Here is a 20,152-nt window from a genome sequence, read left to right as displayed (position 1 = left end):
GCAAAGCTTTGCGATCCAGCTTGCCATTAGGCGACAGCGGCATCGCCTTCAAGAACGTATACGATGCTGGAACCATATAATCAGGCAATATTTCCAGCAGGTAGCTGCTGAGCTGCGCAGCCTGCACTTCTTTAGCTTCTTCTGCGACGACATAAGCAACGAGACGTTTATGCCCAGGGGTATCTTCCCGTGTTACGACGGCCGCTTCCTTAATATTCGGATGAGCCGTAAGCACACTTTCAATTTCCCCAAGCTCAATGCGGAACCCGCGAATTTTAACCTGATGGTCGATACGCCCCATATATTCGATCACACCGTCCGGCATATATCGTGCCAGATCTCCTGTCTTATATAGACGGGATTGCATCGAAGGATCAAATGGATTGCGAATAAACTTCTCTTCCGTCAGCGCCTCGCGATTCCAATAGCCGCGCGCCAGCCCAACGCCGCCGATATGCAGCTCCCCAGGCACCCCGATCGGCACAGGACGAAGCTCCTGATCGAGCAAATAGATCTGAATGTTCGCAATCGGCATCCCGATCGGAACGGTCCGCAATGCCGTATCCCGGCGGCATGTCCAGTGCGTAACATCGATAGCCGCTTCTGTAGGGCCGTACAGATTGTGAAGCTGTGCGTCCAGCTTGGCAAAGAAGCGCTCCTGATAGTCATAGGAAAGTGCTTCCCCACTGCACATAACCTGACGAATCGTAGTGCAATGCTCAACACCTTCTTCTTCCAGGAAGGCCTGCAGCATTGATGGAACGAAGTGCAGTGTCGTAATTCGTTCCTGACGAATAAGATCACGCAGATATGCAGGATCACGGTGTCCTCCAGGTGCAGCAACGACAAGCGTAGCTCCCGTCATTATCGGCCAGAAAAATTCCCATACGGATACATCGAAACTGAACGGTGTTTTTTGCAGAACACGATCTTCTGATGTAAGCTGATATGCCTCCTGCATCCAGAGGAGCCGGTTGACAACAGCACGATGAATATTGACGACCCCTTTGGGCCTTCCGGTTGAACCTGATGTATAAATGATGTAGCACATGTTGTCAGGAGATACCTTGATGTTCAGCGGTGCATCGCTCTCTGCTGCAATGTACTGCCGCTGCTCATCCATGCATACGGCTTGTCCTGCATATTCAGGGATCCGCTCAAGCAAGTGACGCTGCGTAAGCAGCAGTGGTGCGTTCGTATCCTCGAACATGAACGCAAGCCGATCATGTGGATAATCCGGATCCATCGGCACATATGCGCCGCCAGCCTTCAATATCGCAAGCAGACCAACCACCATATCGATCGAGCGCTCCATACATACTGCCACAGGAACCTCTGGACCGACACCTTTTCGCTGCAAATATCGGGCAAGCCGATTTGCTTCGGCATTCAATTCGGCATATGTCAGCACCTGTTCCTCATAACGAAGTGCAGGCAAGGCAGGCGTACGTTCCACCTGCTGCTCGAACAGATGATGAATGCATTGTTCCAGTGGATATGGAGCATCTGTCCGGTTCCATTCTGTAAGCAGAAGCTGGTGCTCTTCTTCGCTCAGCATAGTCAGCACTTGGACAGGCTGCTCTGGATGACTGCACATGCCTTGCAGCAGCACGATTAGATGATTCAACATTCTTGTAATCGCGCCAGCTTCGAACCGCTGCTGGTCATATGTAATGACTAAGTCGAATCCATTATCAGGAACGGCGAGCAAGGTAAGCGGATAATTCGTCTGCTCGAACAGATACATCGAACTAACCGTTAACCCGCCTGCATCACTGCCTTCACTGTTTCCGGCACTGACCGGATAATTTTCGAAAACAAACAAGCTGTCGAACAGCGGCGCTCCTTGGGCGAGCTCACTGCAGTTCTGAATCATCGACAATGGGCTATATTCGTATTCCCGCTGTTCCACCTGCTTCGCCTGCACATCTTGCACCCATGTCAGAATCGTCTCATCGTCTGGCACATGAATCCGAACAGGCAGCGTATTAATGAAAATGCCCATCATCGACTCCACGCCGATCAGATCAGCAGGACGACCCGAAACAGTCGCACCGAACACGACATCCTCCTCGCCACTGTATCTTCTCAGCAAGAGTGCCCATGCACTTTGCACCAGCGTATTGGGTGTTACTTGGTGCTGCCGAGTGAAGGCCTGTATATTGTCGTTCAATGCAGCAGGCAATGTGATCTTGATGCTGCTGAACTCTCCCTGGGACTCAGTATTAGCCGGAAGCAAGCGGTCTACTGTCAAAGGCGTAGGCGCATGAATGCCGTGCAAGGAATCGCGCCAGTACTGCTTCGCCCGCTCCATATCTTGCTGCTGCAGCCAGCCAATGTAGTCTCGATACGGTCGAACCGGCTCGAATACGAGCTCCACAGGCTGCTCTCCCGAGCGGACAACTGCCTCATATACTTGCAGCACTTCTGCAATCAAAGCATTCATACTCCATCCGTCGAGCAGCAGATGGTGATAGCTCCATAAGAACAGCGAACTCTCATCAGTGAGACGAATCATCGTAATGCGCATTAACGGCGCCTCCGTCAGCTTGAAGCCTCTTATTCGATCCTCACGCAAGAATGCTTCTGTCTTCGCCTCGCGCTCCGCCTCTGTCCATGTCCGCCAATCGTAATATTCGACCGGAACAGTTACATAGTTGTACACAACTTGATGCGGTTCATTCAGTTCCTCCCAGTAAAAAGCGGTACGTAAAATGGAATGCCGTTCGACAACCCGATTCCATGCCTGCTCCATCGCCGCCGGATGGAAGTCTCCCTGCAGTATCCAGCTCATTTGTTCAAAATATGCGTGTGAATCCGGTGTGAACGCTGCGTGGAACAACATGCCTTGCTGCATTGGAGATAATGTATAGATATCCTCGACACCTTGACCAGTGCCGGCCAGCTGATCGAGCTGCTCTTGCGTCAAGCGTGCAAGCGGAAAATCAGACGGTGTAACTCCGCGTGATTCCGGCAAACGGCAATGTGCAATAATAGCGCGTAGTTGTTCCATGTACAGCACGGCAAGCTGTTCTATACTTTCACTCAAGTACAGGTTCTCACTATATGTCCACGTCAGCCGCAGCGAGCCTCCTGCAACAAGTCCGGTAATATCAAGCAGATGGGCCCTTTTCTCTTGCAGACTCTGTTCAGATCCAGTACGTTCAGGAGCTTGTCCGAATAGACCGTCCTCCCCGCTGCTCAGCACTTGATCGAATTGTCCCAAGTAGTTGAAGCTGACCTGCGGTTTCGGCAGCGCTTCGAGCATTTGTGCCTGCTCCTTGCTGCCCATATACCGAAGCATACCGTATCCGATCCCATTATTCGGCACCTGACGCAACTGCTCCTTCACCGACTTCAGCTCGGCACCGAGCTCTCTTTTGCTGCTTCGCTCCAGAAGCACAGGATACATCGAAGTAAACCAGCCTACCGTCCGTGACAAGTCAACCTCATCGAACAGCTCTTCGCGTCCATGCCCTTCCATATGAAGCAGCAGCTTGTCATGCCCTGACCAATCTGATATGGCAAGCAGCAGCGCAGTAAGCAGGACATCATTAATATGAGTCCGGTACGCATGCGGAACGTCCTGCAGCAGCATCTGTGTCTCTTCAGGCGGAAGCTCCACCATAATATCCTGTGTCGTCGCATTCATGTTCTCGCCATGTATGAAGTCGACAGGCAGTGATGGGATGTGTTTGCGTTTCTCATCAAGCCAGTAGTCCGCCTCTATTAGCACCTTATCTGAGGTTGCATATTCGGCCAGCTTTTTCGCCCAGTCACGGAATGCGGTAGTCTTCGCTGGAAGTCTAATCGACTCACCTGCTGCTACATTTTGGCCAATTCGATATAAATCCTCCATCAGAATTCGCCAAGAGACACCGTCCACGCCGAGATGATGGATGACGATGAGCAAGCGGCCTGCTTGGTCTGCGCCCAAGTTGAAATAGACAGCCTGCAGCAGTACACCTGCATTTAGATCGAGACTTTGCTGTGCTTCCGCTGCGATGCGCTCGATCATAGCTGTCTGCTCTTCTGCACGCAATCCACTTACATCTACGCAAGTAAATGGAACTTCTTCGGTAACGCCCGCATTATATTGCTCCCAACCTGCATCTCCAGCTGTATATTGCAGGCGCAAAGCATCATGATGATGGATTAGCTGCCGAACAACTTCACGCAGCATCTGTTGCTGGACGGATGGATGAACAATAAACATCATGGACTGATTGAAATGATGGTGCGCTTGCATCGGCTGGGCAAAAAACCAGCGCTGAATTGGCGTAAGCGGTACTTCTCCGGTTACGATGCCCTGCTCGGCCTCCACGACTGCCCCTTCACGAATTTCTGCAGCCAAATCGGCAATTGTCTGATGCTGGAACAGCATTTTAGGTGTAAGCTGCAATCCACTCTGCCGAGCACGGCTGACAATCTGGATGCTCAAGATCGAGTCTCCGCCCAATTCGAAGAAATTGTCGTGGATGCCTACCTGCTCTACGCCAAGCACATCTGCCCATATGGCAGCAAGCTGCGCTTCTTTGGCTGTGCGCGGCGCCACATAAGCTTGCGTCTCCACTGTAAACTCTGGTTCAGGAAGCGCCTTGCGATCCACCTTGCCATTCGGGGTAATTGGCAGTTGCTCCAACATGACGAAGGCGGCTGGAACCATATATTCAGGCAATTTCGTACGCAAGTAAGTACGAAGCTCTGCTGTGAATGCACTGTGTGCATCGTGTTCTTCCGACACTACATACGCAACCAGTCTCCGATCGCCTGAACGTACCTCTTTCACAAGCGCGACCGCCTCTTTAACTGCAGCATGCTCCGTTATCGCTTTTTCCACTTCACCCAGCTCGATTCGGTAGCCGCGAACTTTCACTTGATCATCTGCACGCCCGATAAATTCAATCGCACCAGCTGCGTTATACCGTGCCAAGTCGCCCGTGCGGTAGAGCAAGCGTTCAGGCTGGAACGGACTTGGAACGAACTTCTCGGCGGTAAGCTTCGGCTGGTGCAAATATCCGCGTGCCAATCCGCTGCCACCAACGTAGATTTCACCTGCAACGCCATCAGGAACAATCTGCATATGCTCATCCAGCAAATAAATTTCTGTATTGGCTATTGGATAGCCAATGGAAGGAAGATGAAGCTGACCCCCGTTCGCAGATACAGTCGGAACGTGACCTGCAATGGCAACGACTGTCGACTCTGTAGGTCCATAATGGTTCACAAGCTGAAATGGCAGGTTGTCTGCCGGAAATAAGCGCAGTCGGTCTCCACCAGTCAACAAATACCGCAGTGCGCACGATGCAGGCCAATCTAACGAAATAACCGCTTCGGCCATCGGAGTCGGTAAAAAGCTGAGCGTAATTCCGCTTTGCAGCATCCAGTCACGCAGTCCAATTGGATCGGTTCGCAGCTCCTCGTGCGGAATGTAGATGGAAGCTCCCGCTGCTAATGTTGGCCATAGCTCCCATACAGAAGCATCGAATGCAGGCCCTGCGAACAATGTCGCCCGATCCGCCGCGGTCATCGCATATTCGCGTATATGCCATTGCACCAAATTCATTAGACCAGCATGCTCGATCTGAACGCCTTTCGGTTTCCCTGTCGAACCGGACGTATAAATAACATAGGCCAGTTGGCTTGGAGAGGTGCATAAATCAGGCGGAACTTCGCCTTCCTCTTCGGCATACGCGGCTATATCATCGATCCATACAATTGTTGCATCTGAATGTTGCGGAAGATGAGTTTGTAATGATTTCTCTGCTATCAACACTGGAATTCGAGCGTCTTCCATCATGTAGGCGATCCGCTCCCGAGGATAGTTCGGGTCAATAGGCAAATAAGCACCGCCTGCTTTCATAATGGCTACTATAGCAATAACTTGTGCCGCCGACCGATGGGCCAACACTCCAGCAATTGTCTCCGTACCTATGCCGAGCTTGCGCACATGATGGGCAAGCTGGTTCGCACGACGATTTAATTCACGATAAGTCAATGTAATCTGTCCGTCTACGACAGCGATCGCATTAGGTGTCAGTTCAGCATGAGCGGCTATTCGTTCGTGCAGACTTATCAAGCTTGCATCGCCCACCGCGCTAGTCTGATTGCGTGCAACGAGCAGTTCATGAACTTCTGCATCATCCAGCAGCGGCAATGTCCCGATTGGGCTGTCCGGATTGGCCGCAATCCCTGCGAACAGATTGTTCAGATGACGCAGCATGCGCAGCACGGTACTCTCATGGAAAAGATCAGTATTATACTCCATCTGTGCTACTACACCGTTGTCCCCTGTATCAAAAATCATCAGCGTAATATCAAACTTGGCGCTCCGGCTATCAAATGTATATGGTTCGACGACAAGCCCACCAGTCCCTACACTGGAGCGGTCTGAGACCTGTGCCTCATCCATCGTGAACATCACTTGGAACAGCGGTGCATGACTGACAGAGCGCTCCGGCTGCAGCGCATTGACCAATCGTTCAAACGACAAATCCTGATTGGAATACGCCTCCAAAGCTGTCCTTCTCACCTGTTTAAGCATCTGGCGGTACGTCGGGCTTCCAGATAAATCGCCACGCATAACGAGCGTGTTGACAAAGAAGCCAATTAATCCTTCTACTTCCGACATGCCCCGATTCGCAATCGGTGTGCCGACAGATAGATCATGCTTGCCCGTATACCGATAAAGGAAGATCTGGAATGCTGCCAGCATCGTCATGAACAGCGAAGCCCCTTCCTTGCGGCTTAATTCCCGCAGCGGCTTAACGATATGCTCACCAATATGTAGTGAACGAATATCCCCGCGGAACGTCTGAACCGCTGGACGCGGACGATCTGTTGGCAGCTCCAACACATGGTCGGCGTCCCCCAGCTTATCTGTCCAATAGTCCAGTTGGTGCTGCAATTCGGTCTCTGTCAACCATTGGCGCTGCCAGATCGCATAATCAACATATTGAATCGGCAGGTCAGGCAGTGGAGAGGATTGCCCTGCCGCATGAGCTTCATACAATAACAGCAGTTCCTGCTGAAACACCGTCAGCGACCAGCCATCGAACACAATATGATGGAAGGTGACAAGCAGGATATGATTGTTATCCCCAACTGTAATAAGCAAGCCGCGCAGCAGCGGCCCTGTTGCCAGGTTAAACGGTTTTGCCGCCTCTTCGTTGACGAGGCGCTGCGCTTCTTCTTCCTGGTCCAAGCCCACTTCTGCCTGATCAGACAGATTCACCTGCATCAGCGGGAATTGCCAATCTGCTTCGATAGGTTCAACTACTTGCACAGCACCGTCCGCTCTCTCCATGAAGCGAGTTCGCAATGCCTGATGCCTGCGTACAATCTCCGTCAAGCTGCGCTGCAGAGCGGATATGTCAAGCTTGCTTCTAAAGCGAAGCGAGAACGGAATGTTATAATGGCTCATGTTAGGCTCAAGTTGATCCAGCAGCCAGAGGCGTTGCTGTGCATAAGAGAGCGCAGAACCATGCGGATCAATCGGCTGCGGAGTAGGAGACGGCCTTATGGCCGCCTTCCTCTCTGCTAATTTTTTGACAAGCATCTGACGTTGTTCGGGAGTTAATGAGGCCAACCGTGTGTTCATATCGCTCATCTATTCATTCTCCTTGTCCGCCGCTTGCTCTGCCAACATTTGAAGCAGCTCCTCTTCGGAAATTCCATCCAACTCCTTGAGAAGCTCATCTAGCATAGCAGTGCCGGCTTGTTCTTCCTGTGCTTGCTGAATTGTCGCAACAAGTGATGCTACTGTAGGCGATTCGAATAATGCTGCCAGTGGAACCTCGACCTGAAAGGCATCGCGTATTCGCGAAATCAAACGAGTGGCAAGCAAGGAATGACCGCCCAATTCAAAGAAATTGTCTTCAATTCCGACCCGCTCGATGCCCATTACTTCTGCCCAGATTGCCGATAATTTCTCCTCCGTCGGATTGCGCGGTGCTATATAGCTTCGCTTCAAATCAAGGTGAGAAATCTCGGGAGCCGGAAGTGCTTTGCGGTCTACTTTGCCGTTGCTGGTGAGCGGGAATGCATCCATGATCACAAATGCCGCTGGAATCATATAGTCGGGCAGTCTGTTAGCGAGATGGGCTCTAAGACCGGCTACTGTGATGTCTGCATCCTCGGTAGTCAGATAGGCGACTAACCGCTTGTCTTCCTCTCCGTCTTGACGTGCCATTACCGTTACTTCACGTACGGAGGGATATTGAGCCAACACGGACTCAATCTCACCCAGTTCAATACGGAAACCGCGAATTTTAACCTGCTCATCGGCGCGCCCTACATATTCAAGCTCTCCATTTGCCTTCCAGCAAGCCAAGTCCCCACTCTTGTACATGCGTGCCTCCGGTTGTTGGCTGAACGGATTCGGAATGAATCTTTCTGCGGTTAATTCGGCTCGGTTCAGATAACCTCGTGTCACACCAGCTCCAGCAATATACATCTCCCCTGTCACACCAACAGGCACAGGCTGCAGTGCACTGTCCAGCACATAAATGTGCAAATCGGGAATCGGCTTGCCGATCAGGCTTCCACTTGCTTCGTGCACATCCTTCATCGTAATCGGTCGATAGGTGACATGGACCGTCGTCTCGGTAATGCCATACATGTTGACTAACGTCGGATAGTCCTCTCCATGGCGCTCGAACCAAGGGCTAAGTGCAGGCAGATCCAATGCCTCACCGCCAAATATGACATAACGAAGCGCTAGGTCCGCAATTCCCATTCGCTCCTCTGCACGAATCAACTGTTGGAAAGCGGATGGCGTCTGATTCAGCACCGTAACCTGTTCCGCTGCAAGCAATTGATAAAACTCATCCGTTGCACGGCTCGTATAATAGGAAACAACAACTAATTTCCCACCGTACAGCAGTGCTCCCCACATTTCCCAAACTGAGAAATCGAAGGCATATGAGTGGAACAACGTCCATACATCCTGTTCATGGAAACCGTACCAAGCCTCTGTTGAAGTAAACAAGCGCACGACATGCTCATGGCATACGGCAACCCCTTTTGGCTTGCCGGTTGAGCCTGAGGTGTAAATAACATAAGCAAGATTGTCTGGAGCAGCCGTTGTGCCCAAGTTGTCACCACTCTCCAGCGCAAGCTCGTCCTGTATCGCATCCAGACAGATCATCCGTACCCCAACTGTTGGCAATGAATCCTGGTGCTGTGCTTGTGTCAGCACCAGCGGTGTCTCCGAATCTTCCAGCATAAAGCTGAGACGTTCTGCCGGATACACCGGATCAAGCGGCACATAAGCGGCTCCCGCCTTGAGAATGCCAAGAATGGAAACTATTAGGTTGTGCGATCGCTCCATGCATAAGCCGACCATCGTTTCAGGGCCTGCTCCTTGCTTCTGTAAATAACGAGCGAGACGGTTCGCTTGCTCATTAAGTTCAGTGTAGGTCAGTGCATGTTTCTCATAAACAACAGCAATGTTATCTGGTCGTGCTGCGGCCTGCTGCTCGAACCATTCGTGAATGCAGCGAACGTCCGCTGTTGGCATCGAGATCGGTTCTGCAGGCAGCAGTTCATTGCGCTCAGCTTCAGTCAGTATCGGCAGAGTAGCTACAGTTAGGCTCCAATCCGCTGCTAAACCGGTTAGCAGTGCAGTCAGATGCCCCATCATACGACTGATAGCGCCGTCCCCATAACGGGCCGTATCATAAGCAATACGCAAGGACAGCTCTTCCCCTGGGACTGCGGCCACCATCAATGGGTAATTCGTCTGGTCGATTGTCTCAGATGACGTAATGACTACTCCTTCACCTGCTTGCTCAGCTGGCGGCCCAATCGGGTAATTCTCGAACACGACAATCGAATCGAATAAGCTGATTCCGCGCGGTACTTCACTCCAGCTCTGAATTTTTACTAACGGACAGAATTCATATTCGCGCTGCTCGACCAGTTGATCTTGCAATCTTCTCAGCCAATTCTGAGCTGCTTCATCAGGGTTGACTTGCACGCGCACAGGCAGCGTGTTGATGAATAATCCCACCATATGCTCTGAGCCTTGAAGATCCGCTGGTCTTCCTGCAACCGTAGAACCGAACACAACATCCGTCTCACCTGTATATCGATATAGCAAAATGGCCCATGCGCCTTGCACGACTGTGTTCAACGTAACATTATGCTGACGCGCCAACTGCTGCAAACGTTGAGTCACTTCCTTAGACAGCAGGTGCTCGACATCCTTATTGCCAGCAGCTTCCGCTGTCTGTGATCGCTCTACAGGCAGCCGTATCGGCGCAGTGAATCCTCTTAACTTGTCCGTCCAGAACTGCTCCGCTTCATGTTCATCTTGCTTGTATAACCAAGCGATATAGTCGCGATACGGTCTTCCGGCAATCAATTCAAGCGGCTGCTTGCTGCAGAGCGCATGATAGATGGTAGCCAGCTCACCGAGTATGATCGGTGTGCTCCAGCCGTCAAGCAGCAGGTGATGGAACGTCCAGATGAATTGGCAGCAATCGTCAGACAATCGGATCATAGCCATGCGCATAAGCGGCGCATTATCCAGAACGAACCCTTTCACCCTATCTTCTCGTAAAAATTCAGCAACCAGAGCGGATTGCTCCTCTGCCCCGTACCCACTCCAATCAAGGTCAGTGAACGGTATCGTGACGCGCGGATAAACGACTTGATGCGGTTCAGATATTCCTTCCCACAGGAAGGCTGTCCGCAGTATCGGGTGCTGATCGCACAGCATCTTCCACGCTTGTTGCCACGCCTGCCGATTCAAACTGCCTTGCAGCGTGAAACTAACCTGCTGAATATAGACGCCGGATGACGGCGCATAGATCGAATGGAACAGCATCCCCTCTTGAGCCGGAGCTAGGCCGTATGCATCCTCAATCTGTTCTGTATTCGTCAGGTGGCGGTCAATCTCTACTTGTGACAGACGGGCAAGCGGGAAGTCAGAAGGCGTAAATTTACCTGCTTCCGCTGATTGGCAGTGTGCGATTAGAGAACGCAGTGACTGCGCGAAATGCACAATCAGTGCATGCATCTCTTCTTCACGGAATAGATTGCTGCTGTAAGATAAAGTCAATTGCAGTTGCCCTTCCACAATGATTCCCGCTACGTCCAGCAGATGGGCGAGCGGATCGGACGGATTCTGAACGACTCCATAATCCTCCGAAGCTGCACCGAATATGCTTGCTGCCTCCTTCTGCAGCTGATGGAACTGTCCCAAATAGTTAAAGCTGATCTCAGGCGTAGGCAGCGATTGCAGCTTGGCTTTCAGTTGTTGATCGTCCGACAGATAACGAAGTACACCATACCCTAATCCGCGCTCTGGGACTTGACGAAGCTGTTCCTTTATGGAGCAGAGTGCTTCACCCAGAGCTGTATCCGGAGCGAGCTCCAAGTACACTGGATATATGGATGTAAACCAGCCAACGGTACGGGATACGTCCACACCATCCGCAATCTCCTCTCTGCCGTGGCCTTCCATATGGATCAACATCGAAGATTGACCTGTGAATTGGCGCATTGCCAGCATCAGAGCAGTAAGCAGGACATCATTAATCTGTGTGCGATATACTGCCGGCACCTGCTGCAGCAGTGCCTGGGTTTCCTCTTTCGTTAGTGCAGCCGCTTCAGTACGGGACGATGCTGCTGTGTTCAGCGATCTTCGGTCGTCGTCCTCCGTCAGACGTACATCGACAGGCAGTGAAGCGAACTCCCGCTCCGTCAATGCAAGCCAATACGAGGCCTCCTTGCGTGTCTGTTCCAATTGCGCGTATTGCTGCAGCTGCGCGCTCCATTGCTGGAAGGAAGTTGTCTTCGGCTGCAGCTGTGGCGTAATACCTTGGCACGCCTGTGTGTACGCCTCTTCGAGATCTTCCAGTATAATGCGCCACGACACCGCATCAATGACCAGATGGTGAGTGACAATCAGCAATCGAGACGGCTGATTAGCCCCAAGATTGAATAACACTGCACGCATGAGCGGCCCATGTTCAATGTTCAAGCTGCTCTGCACAGTTTCCGCCAATAATGTAATTGCTTCAGACTGAGCTGATTCCGAGAGCTGCGACAAATCTTCGGTTGCGAGGATGACCGTTTCGTCCAAGCCAAGATTATTCTGTCTCCAGTCCTGAGCTTCCTTCATGAAGCGCATCCGCAATGCATCGTGATGGGCCACAAGCGCTTGTATTGTTAGCTCCAATGCTTGCACATGCACAGGCTGCTGTACAGTCATTATCATCGCTTGATTCCAGTGATGTCTATAAGCAAGTGGCTGCTCGAAAAACCACTGTTGTATCGGAGTCAACTCTACTTGCCCAGTAACCAGTCCTTGCTCCGCTACCGTACGCTCAGACCATTCGGCAACTTCGCTGAGCTGTGCTACCGTAGGATGTCCGAAGATCATCTTTGGTGTTAAGCTAATGCCTTCGCGTGATGCACGGGACATCACCTGTATGCTCAATATCGAATCCCCGCCGAGCTCGAAGAAGTTGTCATGAATGCCAACCTGCTCAAGACCGAGTACCTCTTCCCATATAGCTGTCAAGCTGCGCTCTACCTCATTGCGCGGCGCGACATATGAGCCCGCATTCAACATCTGTTCCCATGCAGGTGCAGGCAGTTGCTTGTGATCTACCTTGCCGTTAGCCGTCAGCGGCAGAGCATCAAGTGTGACGAAAGCCAGCGGCACCATGTAATCAGGGAGCCGTTCCTGCAAGTAGCTGCGGACGGAATGGACTGCTCCGTCATGCTGGTCATCCTGCTGTTTCTGATGCAGCACGATGTATGCAACCAATCGCTTATCACCTGGACGATCCTCACGTACGACGACGGAAGCCTCTCGTACTGCTGCATGCTCCGCAATGGCCGCTTGAATTTCACCAAGCTCAATGCGATAGCCGCGTATTTTCACCTGGTCATCATTGCGTCCGAGAAATTCAATATCACCGCTTGGCAGATGTCTGGCAAGATCTCCTGTTCGATATAGCCGTTCTCCTTGTACAAACGGACTGTCGATGAACCGCACTGCCGTCAGATCGGGACGGTTCATATAACCGCGGGCAAGGCCCTCACCGCCAACATACATCTCGCCTGTCACTCCTTGCGGAACCGGACGCAGCTTGCGATCCAATATATATACCCGTATATTGGCGATCGGTCGGCCGATGGATGGAGCACTCTCGCTAGGTGACTTGCTGGACTGCGTCGGAACTTGACAAGCCGTGGCAACAACAGTCGATTCCGATGGGCCGTAGTGATTATGCAAGGCAAACGGCAGTGTATCTGGCGGATATTGAGCAAGTCGATCACCACCAGTCAGGATGGCGCGCAGCTTGCAGCTATCCGGCCACTCCAGCGTCAGCATCGGTTCAGCGAGCGGCGTCGGAATGAAGGAGAGTGTAATCTCATTTTCGAGCAGCCAGTTGCGTAAAGCGACCGGATTCAGTCTCGTCTCTTCATTTGCAATATAGATGCTGGCTCCTGCCGTTACATAAGGCCACAACTCCCAGACGGAAGCATCGAAAGCAACACCTGCCAGCATTGTTGCCCGGTCGGCTGCCTGAACGTCATATGTCCGGCGATGCCATCCGATCAGATTCATCAAGCCGCGGTGGGTAATCTCTACCCCTTTCGGCTGACCTGTCGATCCGGAAGTAAATATGACGTATGCCAGTTGATCCATGCCAGCCGCTGGAGGAAGCTGGACTTGAGCATTTACAGCTTCTTCTGCAGCTTCAGATCCTCCATTCACTTCAGCACCGTCACCCACTTCAGCCTGCAGTTCCTGTTCTACCACTACGATACGCCCAGCGAATGGAGGCAGCTGCTCACATACCCGCTCTTGCGTTAGCAGTACCTTCACTTGCGATTCGGCGAGCATGTATGACAAGCGTTCCTGTGGATAAGTCGAGTCTAGCGGCAGGTATGCCCCACCGACCTTCCAGATGCCAAGCATACCTGCTACCGATTCAATAGAACGCTCCATGCAGATAGCTACAATATCGCCACTTGCAACACCATTTTGAATGAAGCTGTGCGCTAATCGTTCAGCCATGCGGCTTAGCTCGCCGTAAGTGACGGCTTGCTTCTCAGATACAATCGCAACAGCGCCAGGCTGTATCCGCACCTGCTCTGCGAACCATTCCGCAACAGTCTTGTCAAGCGGGAGCTCGGTATGAGTGCTGTTCCACTCCACCAATGTCTGCTTGCGCTCCTTTTCAGAGAGAAGCTGCAGATTGCCAATTTTCTGTGCTGGCCGATTCGCCATCTCCTGCAGCAGTGTTCCTAGATGTACCAGCATGCGCTCTACGCTAGAAGCCGTAAACAGCTTCGGATCGAACAACAATTGCAGTTGCAGCTCATCGCCAGATTCCGCAACCAAGGTGATCGGATAGTTTGTCTGTTCGGACGTGCGGAAGCTGTGCAGCTGCAGCGCATCCGGATGATCCTGCTCCGGCACATCCTGCACCGGATAGTTCTGGAATACAACAAGACTGTCGAACAACGAAATTCCGTTAGGCACATCGCTCCAGCCTTGCACTTGAGCGAGCGGGCTATACTCGAATTGGTGGCGAATAGCGACCATCTGCTTGTTAAGCTGCTTCAACCACTGTTGAACGGGTTGCTCTTCATCGACCGTTACACGCACCGGCAACGAGTTAATAAATAAGCCAATCATTGATTCGAAGCCCGGTAATTCCGTCGGTCGTCCAGCAACCGTCGTGCCGAATAGCACATCTTCTTCGTTCGCATAGCGACTGAGCAATAATCCCCAAGCACCCTGTATTAAGGTGCTTATTGTCAAGTCATAATGCCTTGTCATTGCTTGCAAGCGTGCTGTTGCCTTTGCAGAAAGTGTGTAAGTCACTTTCGTCTCGCCTTGCTCTTGCTGTTCACCTTTGCGACGCTGGATCGGCAGGGCTGTTGGAGCAGCGAAGCCGCTTAGCTGCGTACGCCAATAAGCCTCCGCTGCTTGCATATCTTGCCTTTGCAGCCATGCAATATAATCCCGATAGGCTGAAGTAACGGGAAGCAATTGAATCTCCTTCCCTTGAACGAGCGAATTATAGCTTGTCAACACTTCGCCAAGTAATGTAAGCACGCTCCAACCATCCAACAAAATATGGTGAAAGCTCCAGACGAATTTGTACAGTTGCTCTTCTGTACGAATGAGCGCAAATCGCATCAGCGGAGGTGCTGCAAGATCAAATGTCCGTTCCTTATCCTGCTCAAGAAGCTTCTCCCACTGAATTGTTTGCTCTTCCTGTTCCATTCCTCGCCAATCCTGATGTTCAAACGGCACTTGAAGTGAGCGGAGTACGAACTGGTGTGGCTTGTCCACGCCGTTCCACATAAATCCGCTGCGCAATATCGAATGGCGATCGAGCACTGTCTGCCAAGCTTGCTCGAATGCATCTATGTTCAGCTTCCCTTGCAGAGCGAAGCTCGACTGCTCAAAGTATAGCTGCGAGTCTGGCGAGTATATGGCATGGAACAGCATCCCTTCCTGCATCGGCGAGATCAAATAGATATCTTCGATCTGGCGATAGCTGGCAAGATGCTCATCCAGCTGTTCCTGGGTCAAAGCCGCCAGCGGGAAGTCAGAAGGTGTAAAACGGCCCGCTTCGGCTGACAGGCAGTGAGCGATAAGCGCGCGCAGCGCAGTAACATACTCGCCAGCCAGCTCCTCTATCGTCTCGCTCTTATACAAATCGCTGCTGTACGACCACGTCATATGCAGCTTGCCGCAGACGATCATGGTGTTGATATCGAGCAAATATGTTCTTTTATTCGCTGTATGCAATACAGAACCCGACGATTCGGTGGCGATGCTGAATCTGCCTTCGCCCTCTCCTGGCTTCTGTTGTTGGTTCGTCTGTTCCAAATAGTTGAAGCTGATTGCCGCCTGCGGTAAATGACGCAGCGCCTCTCTACTCGCCTCATCACCCAAACAGCGCAATATGCTGTATCCGATACCGTTGTTCGGAATCGCAGCAAGTCGCTCCTTTGTACGAATAATGGCATCCCCCAGCTTAGCTGCTGTAGAACGATCGATCTCAAGGTAGATCGGGTATACAAACGCAAACCAGCCAACCGTTCGTGATAGGTCAACACCATCCATTAATTCTTCTCGGCCGTGCCCTACCATATCGATAGCAACTGACTCGGATTGGGTCCACTCCGCTATCGTGTGAGCAAGTGCCGTTACAAGTACATCTCTAAGCTGTGTACGATATGCGTTTGGAACTTCTCTTAACAGAGACTGTGTCTCCGCCTCACTGAGTTCAACTGCCATAGTTGCGGTTGAAGCTTCTGTATTTACCATCTTGTCTGTTCGCGAATCTAGCTCATAATCGGTCGGCAGAGCTGCTATTTGTGAAGGCGAAGCTTCTACCCAATTGTTCACTTCATGCATAAGTGCGTCCGATTGTGCATAGCTGACAAGCTGCTCAGACCAATGCTTGAACGAGGTTGTCTTCGGTGGGAGCACCGCCTGTTCTCCTTTTACGAACGCTTCATAGACGGTTTGCAAATCTTCCAGCAGGATACGCCAAGACATACCATCAACGACCAGATGATGAATCGTAATGAGAAAATGAGCTCGTTCTTGGCGGCCAAGATCGAACAACACAACTCTGATCAGCGGCCCATTCAAACTTAGACTTTGTTGATATTCCTCAGCCTTGTACTCCAGCACTGCTTGCTGCTCGTCTGACGGTACATGTGACAGATCCACCCGCTCAAACGGTGTTTTCTCAAGCAGATCACCCATGTGCTGCACCCAAGTTGAATCCTCTGTCAGCGTATAGTGCATACGCAAGGCGTCATGATGCTCGATAAGCCGCGCTACCGCTTGCTCCATCGCAACGACATGCACCGGCTGTTCGACTGTAAGGAACATCGCTTGATTCCAATGATGGCGATTCGTAATGTCTTGCTCGAAAAACCACTGTTGATTCGGAGTTAGCGGAACCGGCCCTGTTACCATGCCTTGCTCGTTTGCGGATATCCCAGCTGACTTCGCCACAGCAGACAGTTCCGAGATGGTGCGATGCTCGAAGATATGCCGCGGTGACAACGATAATCCAGCCTGAGCTGCCTTCGAGACCACTTGGATAGACAGAATCGAATCCCCGCCAAGCTCAAAGAAATTATCGTAAATGCCGACACGATTAACCCCCAGCACTTCAGACCAGATACGGCAAAGAGTTTCCTCAACGCCATTACGCGGCGCTACATACTCCTGTTCTCTAGTTAATTGAGAGAAATCAGGCGCTGGCAGCGCTTTGCGATCAACCTTTCCGCTCGGAGTAAGCGGAAGCTCAGGCAATATGACTATGGCAGCAGGAACCATATATACAGGCAGCCGCTCCATCACATAATGACGCAGTTCGCCATTTTCCAAGTGCTCCTCTTCCCGCAGCACCACATAAGCAACCAGTCGATTGTCACCACGCTGATCTGCATGCGCAATCGTAATCGCATGGCGCACCTTCGGATGGCGCAGCAGTACAACCTCGATCTCCTCCAGCTCAATGCGGAAGCCGCGGATCTTCACCTGATAATCAACCCGTCCCCAGAATTCAAGTTGACCATCATGCAGATAACGACCGATATCCCCGGTGCGATACAATCGTTCTCCGTCTTCAAATGGACTCGGAAGGAATCGCTCCGCTGTCAGTTCTGGCCGATGAAGATATCCTTGGGCCAATCCTGCCCCGCCAATATACATCTCACCGGGCACCCCAATCGGTACCAGATCCTTGTTCTCATCTAAGATGTAAATACGGGTATTAGCGATAGGTCTGCCAATCGGAATCTCTTCGTAAACAAGCTCGTCATCTGAACTTGCATCAGTAGCACGATATACTGTGCAGCTCACAGTTGCTTCGGTCGGTCCATAGGTGTTATACCATGCCACTTGATTGCCAACGATACGCTGCCAATCAGCAAGCCGTTCCGGTGATGGACGTTCACCACCGACAATAACGGCGCGTACCGTTGATGGCAGCGAGATCGTCCCTTCTGCCATCTCGCTTACCCATTCATGCCAGTATGCTGTAGGAAAGTTAAGCACCGTTATCTGATGCTGCTCCACCAGTTGACAGCATTCGGCCGGACTCATTAACCTTTCCGGCATCATGACGAGAGCTGCCCCGTGAATCCATGTCGGGAAAAATTCTTCGACAGCCGCATCGAAGCTAATCGTTGCAAATTGCAATGCGCGATCCGCTGCTGTCAATTCAAAATGCGCTGCTGCACTTAGATTGTGATTAAGCATCGCTCGATGCGGAACGACAACGCCTTTCGGCACCCCCGTGGAACCTGATGTATAAATGACATAGGCAGGATGATCTCCAGTTACATCGGCTTCCAATTCTTCGCCAGATTGGGCAGAGATTGCATCACGCTCTGCATCAAGACAAATCACTGTTGCACTATTCACTGGCAATTGCGATGCAAGATCCGTCTTCGTCAGCAGGAATGACATCTGTGCATCGTCGATCATGTATGCAATGCGCTCCTGTGGATACGCCGGATCTATCGGCACATATGCAGCACCCGCCTTCAAGACACCCAGCAGCGCTATCGCCAGCTCCACTGAGCGATCGCAGAACAGACCAACCAGCTTGCCCGGACCTGCCCCTAGCTGGCGCAAATAAGCTGCGACTCGGTTCGCTTGGCCATTCAAGTCCCGATAAGTCATCGATACAGCCCCACATACGACAGCCAATGCATCAGGAGTGCGTTCTGCTTGCTCACGTATAAGCTCGTGTACGCAGCCACTTGCGTCATAATCAATAACTTCGCCAGCAGAGATCGCAAGCACTTGTTCACGATCCTCAGGCGTAAGGATAGGAATGGATGCCAACGCCTGTGTCGATGAAGCAGCCATCGCCTCAAGAACCGTATGTAAATTCGCTATCATCTGCTGAATCATGTCTTTGTCGAATATGCTGCGATCATATGAAATGGATAGTTCCAGAAAATCGCCAGGAACTACACTTATCGTGAGCGGATAGTTTGTCTGCTCTTCCGAATGAACCCTTGTAATCATATTCAGCAGGCCGCGTTCTTCTTCCTTCGTTTGCTGAATGGGATAGTTCTCGAACACAATAATACTTTCAAAGAGCGCTTGGCCGCGTGCTACCTCACTCCACGCCTGTACATCGGACAGCGGGCAGTATTCATAATCTCGAATGCTCGCTTGAAGCTCCTGCAATTGTTTTAAATACGATATGGCATCCATCTGCGGATCAGCGTTCACTCGCACAGGCAGCGTATTAATGAACAGACCGACCATTGATTCAACACCTGGAAGATTCGCGGGACGACCGGAGACAGTAGCTCCGAAAATTACATTTTGCTCCCTCGTATATCGAGATAGCAGCACCCCCCATGCCCCCTGTACGAAAGTGTTGAGTGTCAATTGATGCTGACGCGCCAAATTGCGCAGTTCATTTGTTACGTTTACAGATAACGCAGTACCAATTTCTTCGTATCCGCTGTTCCCCTTTATACGGCTTGGAGGCAGGGAGGTCGGTGCGCCGACCCCCTGCAGCAGATTTCGCCAGAACTGCTCCGCTTGCTGCACATCCTGCTTCTGATTCCATGCAATGTAGTCCCGATATGGACGGATGCCGGGCAATCGCAAGTTTTGTCCTTGAATAAATGCGCCATAGAAGGCGAACACTTCCCCCATAACGATGGAAATACTCCAGCCGTCCAACAAAATATGATGGAACATCCATACGAACTGGTAACAATCCTCTTGATATTGGATAAGCGACAATCGCATCAGTGGTACTTCAGATAATTGAAACCCTTTGCTGCGGTTATCGCGTAAATAGGCATCAAACCGCTCCTGCTGCTGATCTTCTATCATTCCGCGCCAATCGTATTGCTCCAGTGAAACGTGAAGCTGATCATAGACGACCTGCACAGGCTTCTCGATATCTTCCCATACGAAACCGGTACGTAAAATGTCATGGCGTTCGATGACTTTGTTCCACGCCTTCTCGAATAAAGCGACGTCAATTGCACCTTGAAACGTACAACTATAGGACACAACGTAGACCCCAGAATCAGGGGAATAAAGCGTATGAAAGAGCATCCCCCGCTGGGTAGGGGAAAGCGCGTATATATCTTTAATGTTTGCAGTCAT

The 20,152-nt window shown here is 51.4% G+C and carries 2 protein-coding genes (1 of these 2 only partly in view); both read right to left on the bottom strand.

All coding sequences use genetic code 11. The features are described from left to right. On the bottom strand, positions 1–7,609 hold the beginning of the coding sequence (locus PAV_RS22040; RefSeq protein WP_005549942.1) for a non-ribosomal peptide synthetase. 10,448 nt of this gene lie to the left of the window's left edge; the window shows 7,609 of its 18,057 coding nt (coding positions 1–7,609); its start codon is at positions 7,607–7,609; its stop codon lies off the left edge, out of view. Then, positions 7,610–20,152 (bottom strand): non-ribosomal peptide synthetase, encoded by a 12,543-nt coding sequence (locus tag PAV_RS22035; RefSeq protein WP_005549941.1) that lies wholly within the window; start codon positions 20,150–20,152, stop codon positions 7,610–7,612.

Source organism: Paenibacillus alvei DSM 29 (assembly GCF_000293805.1).
GTDB classification, from domain to species: domain Bacteria; phylum Bacillota; class Bacilli; order Paenibacillales; family Paenibacillaceae; genus Paenibacillus_B; species Paenibacillus_B alvei.
Note: the sequence above shows the minus strand (reverse complement) of the source record. Positions and strands in the feature narration are given on the sequence as shown.

Coding starts and splice junctions, on each gene's coding strand:
- PAV_RS22035 (WP_005549941.1), bottom strand. CDS start 20,152: ATGACTGCAAACATTAAAGATATATACGCGCTTTCCCCTACCCAGCGG.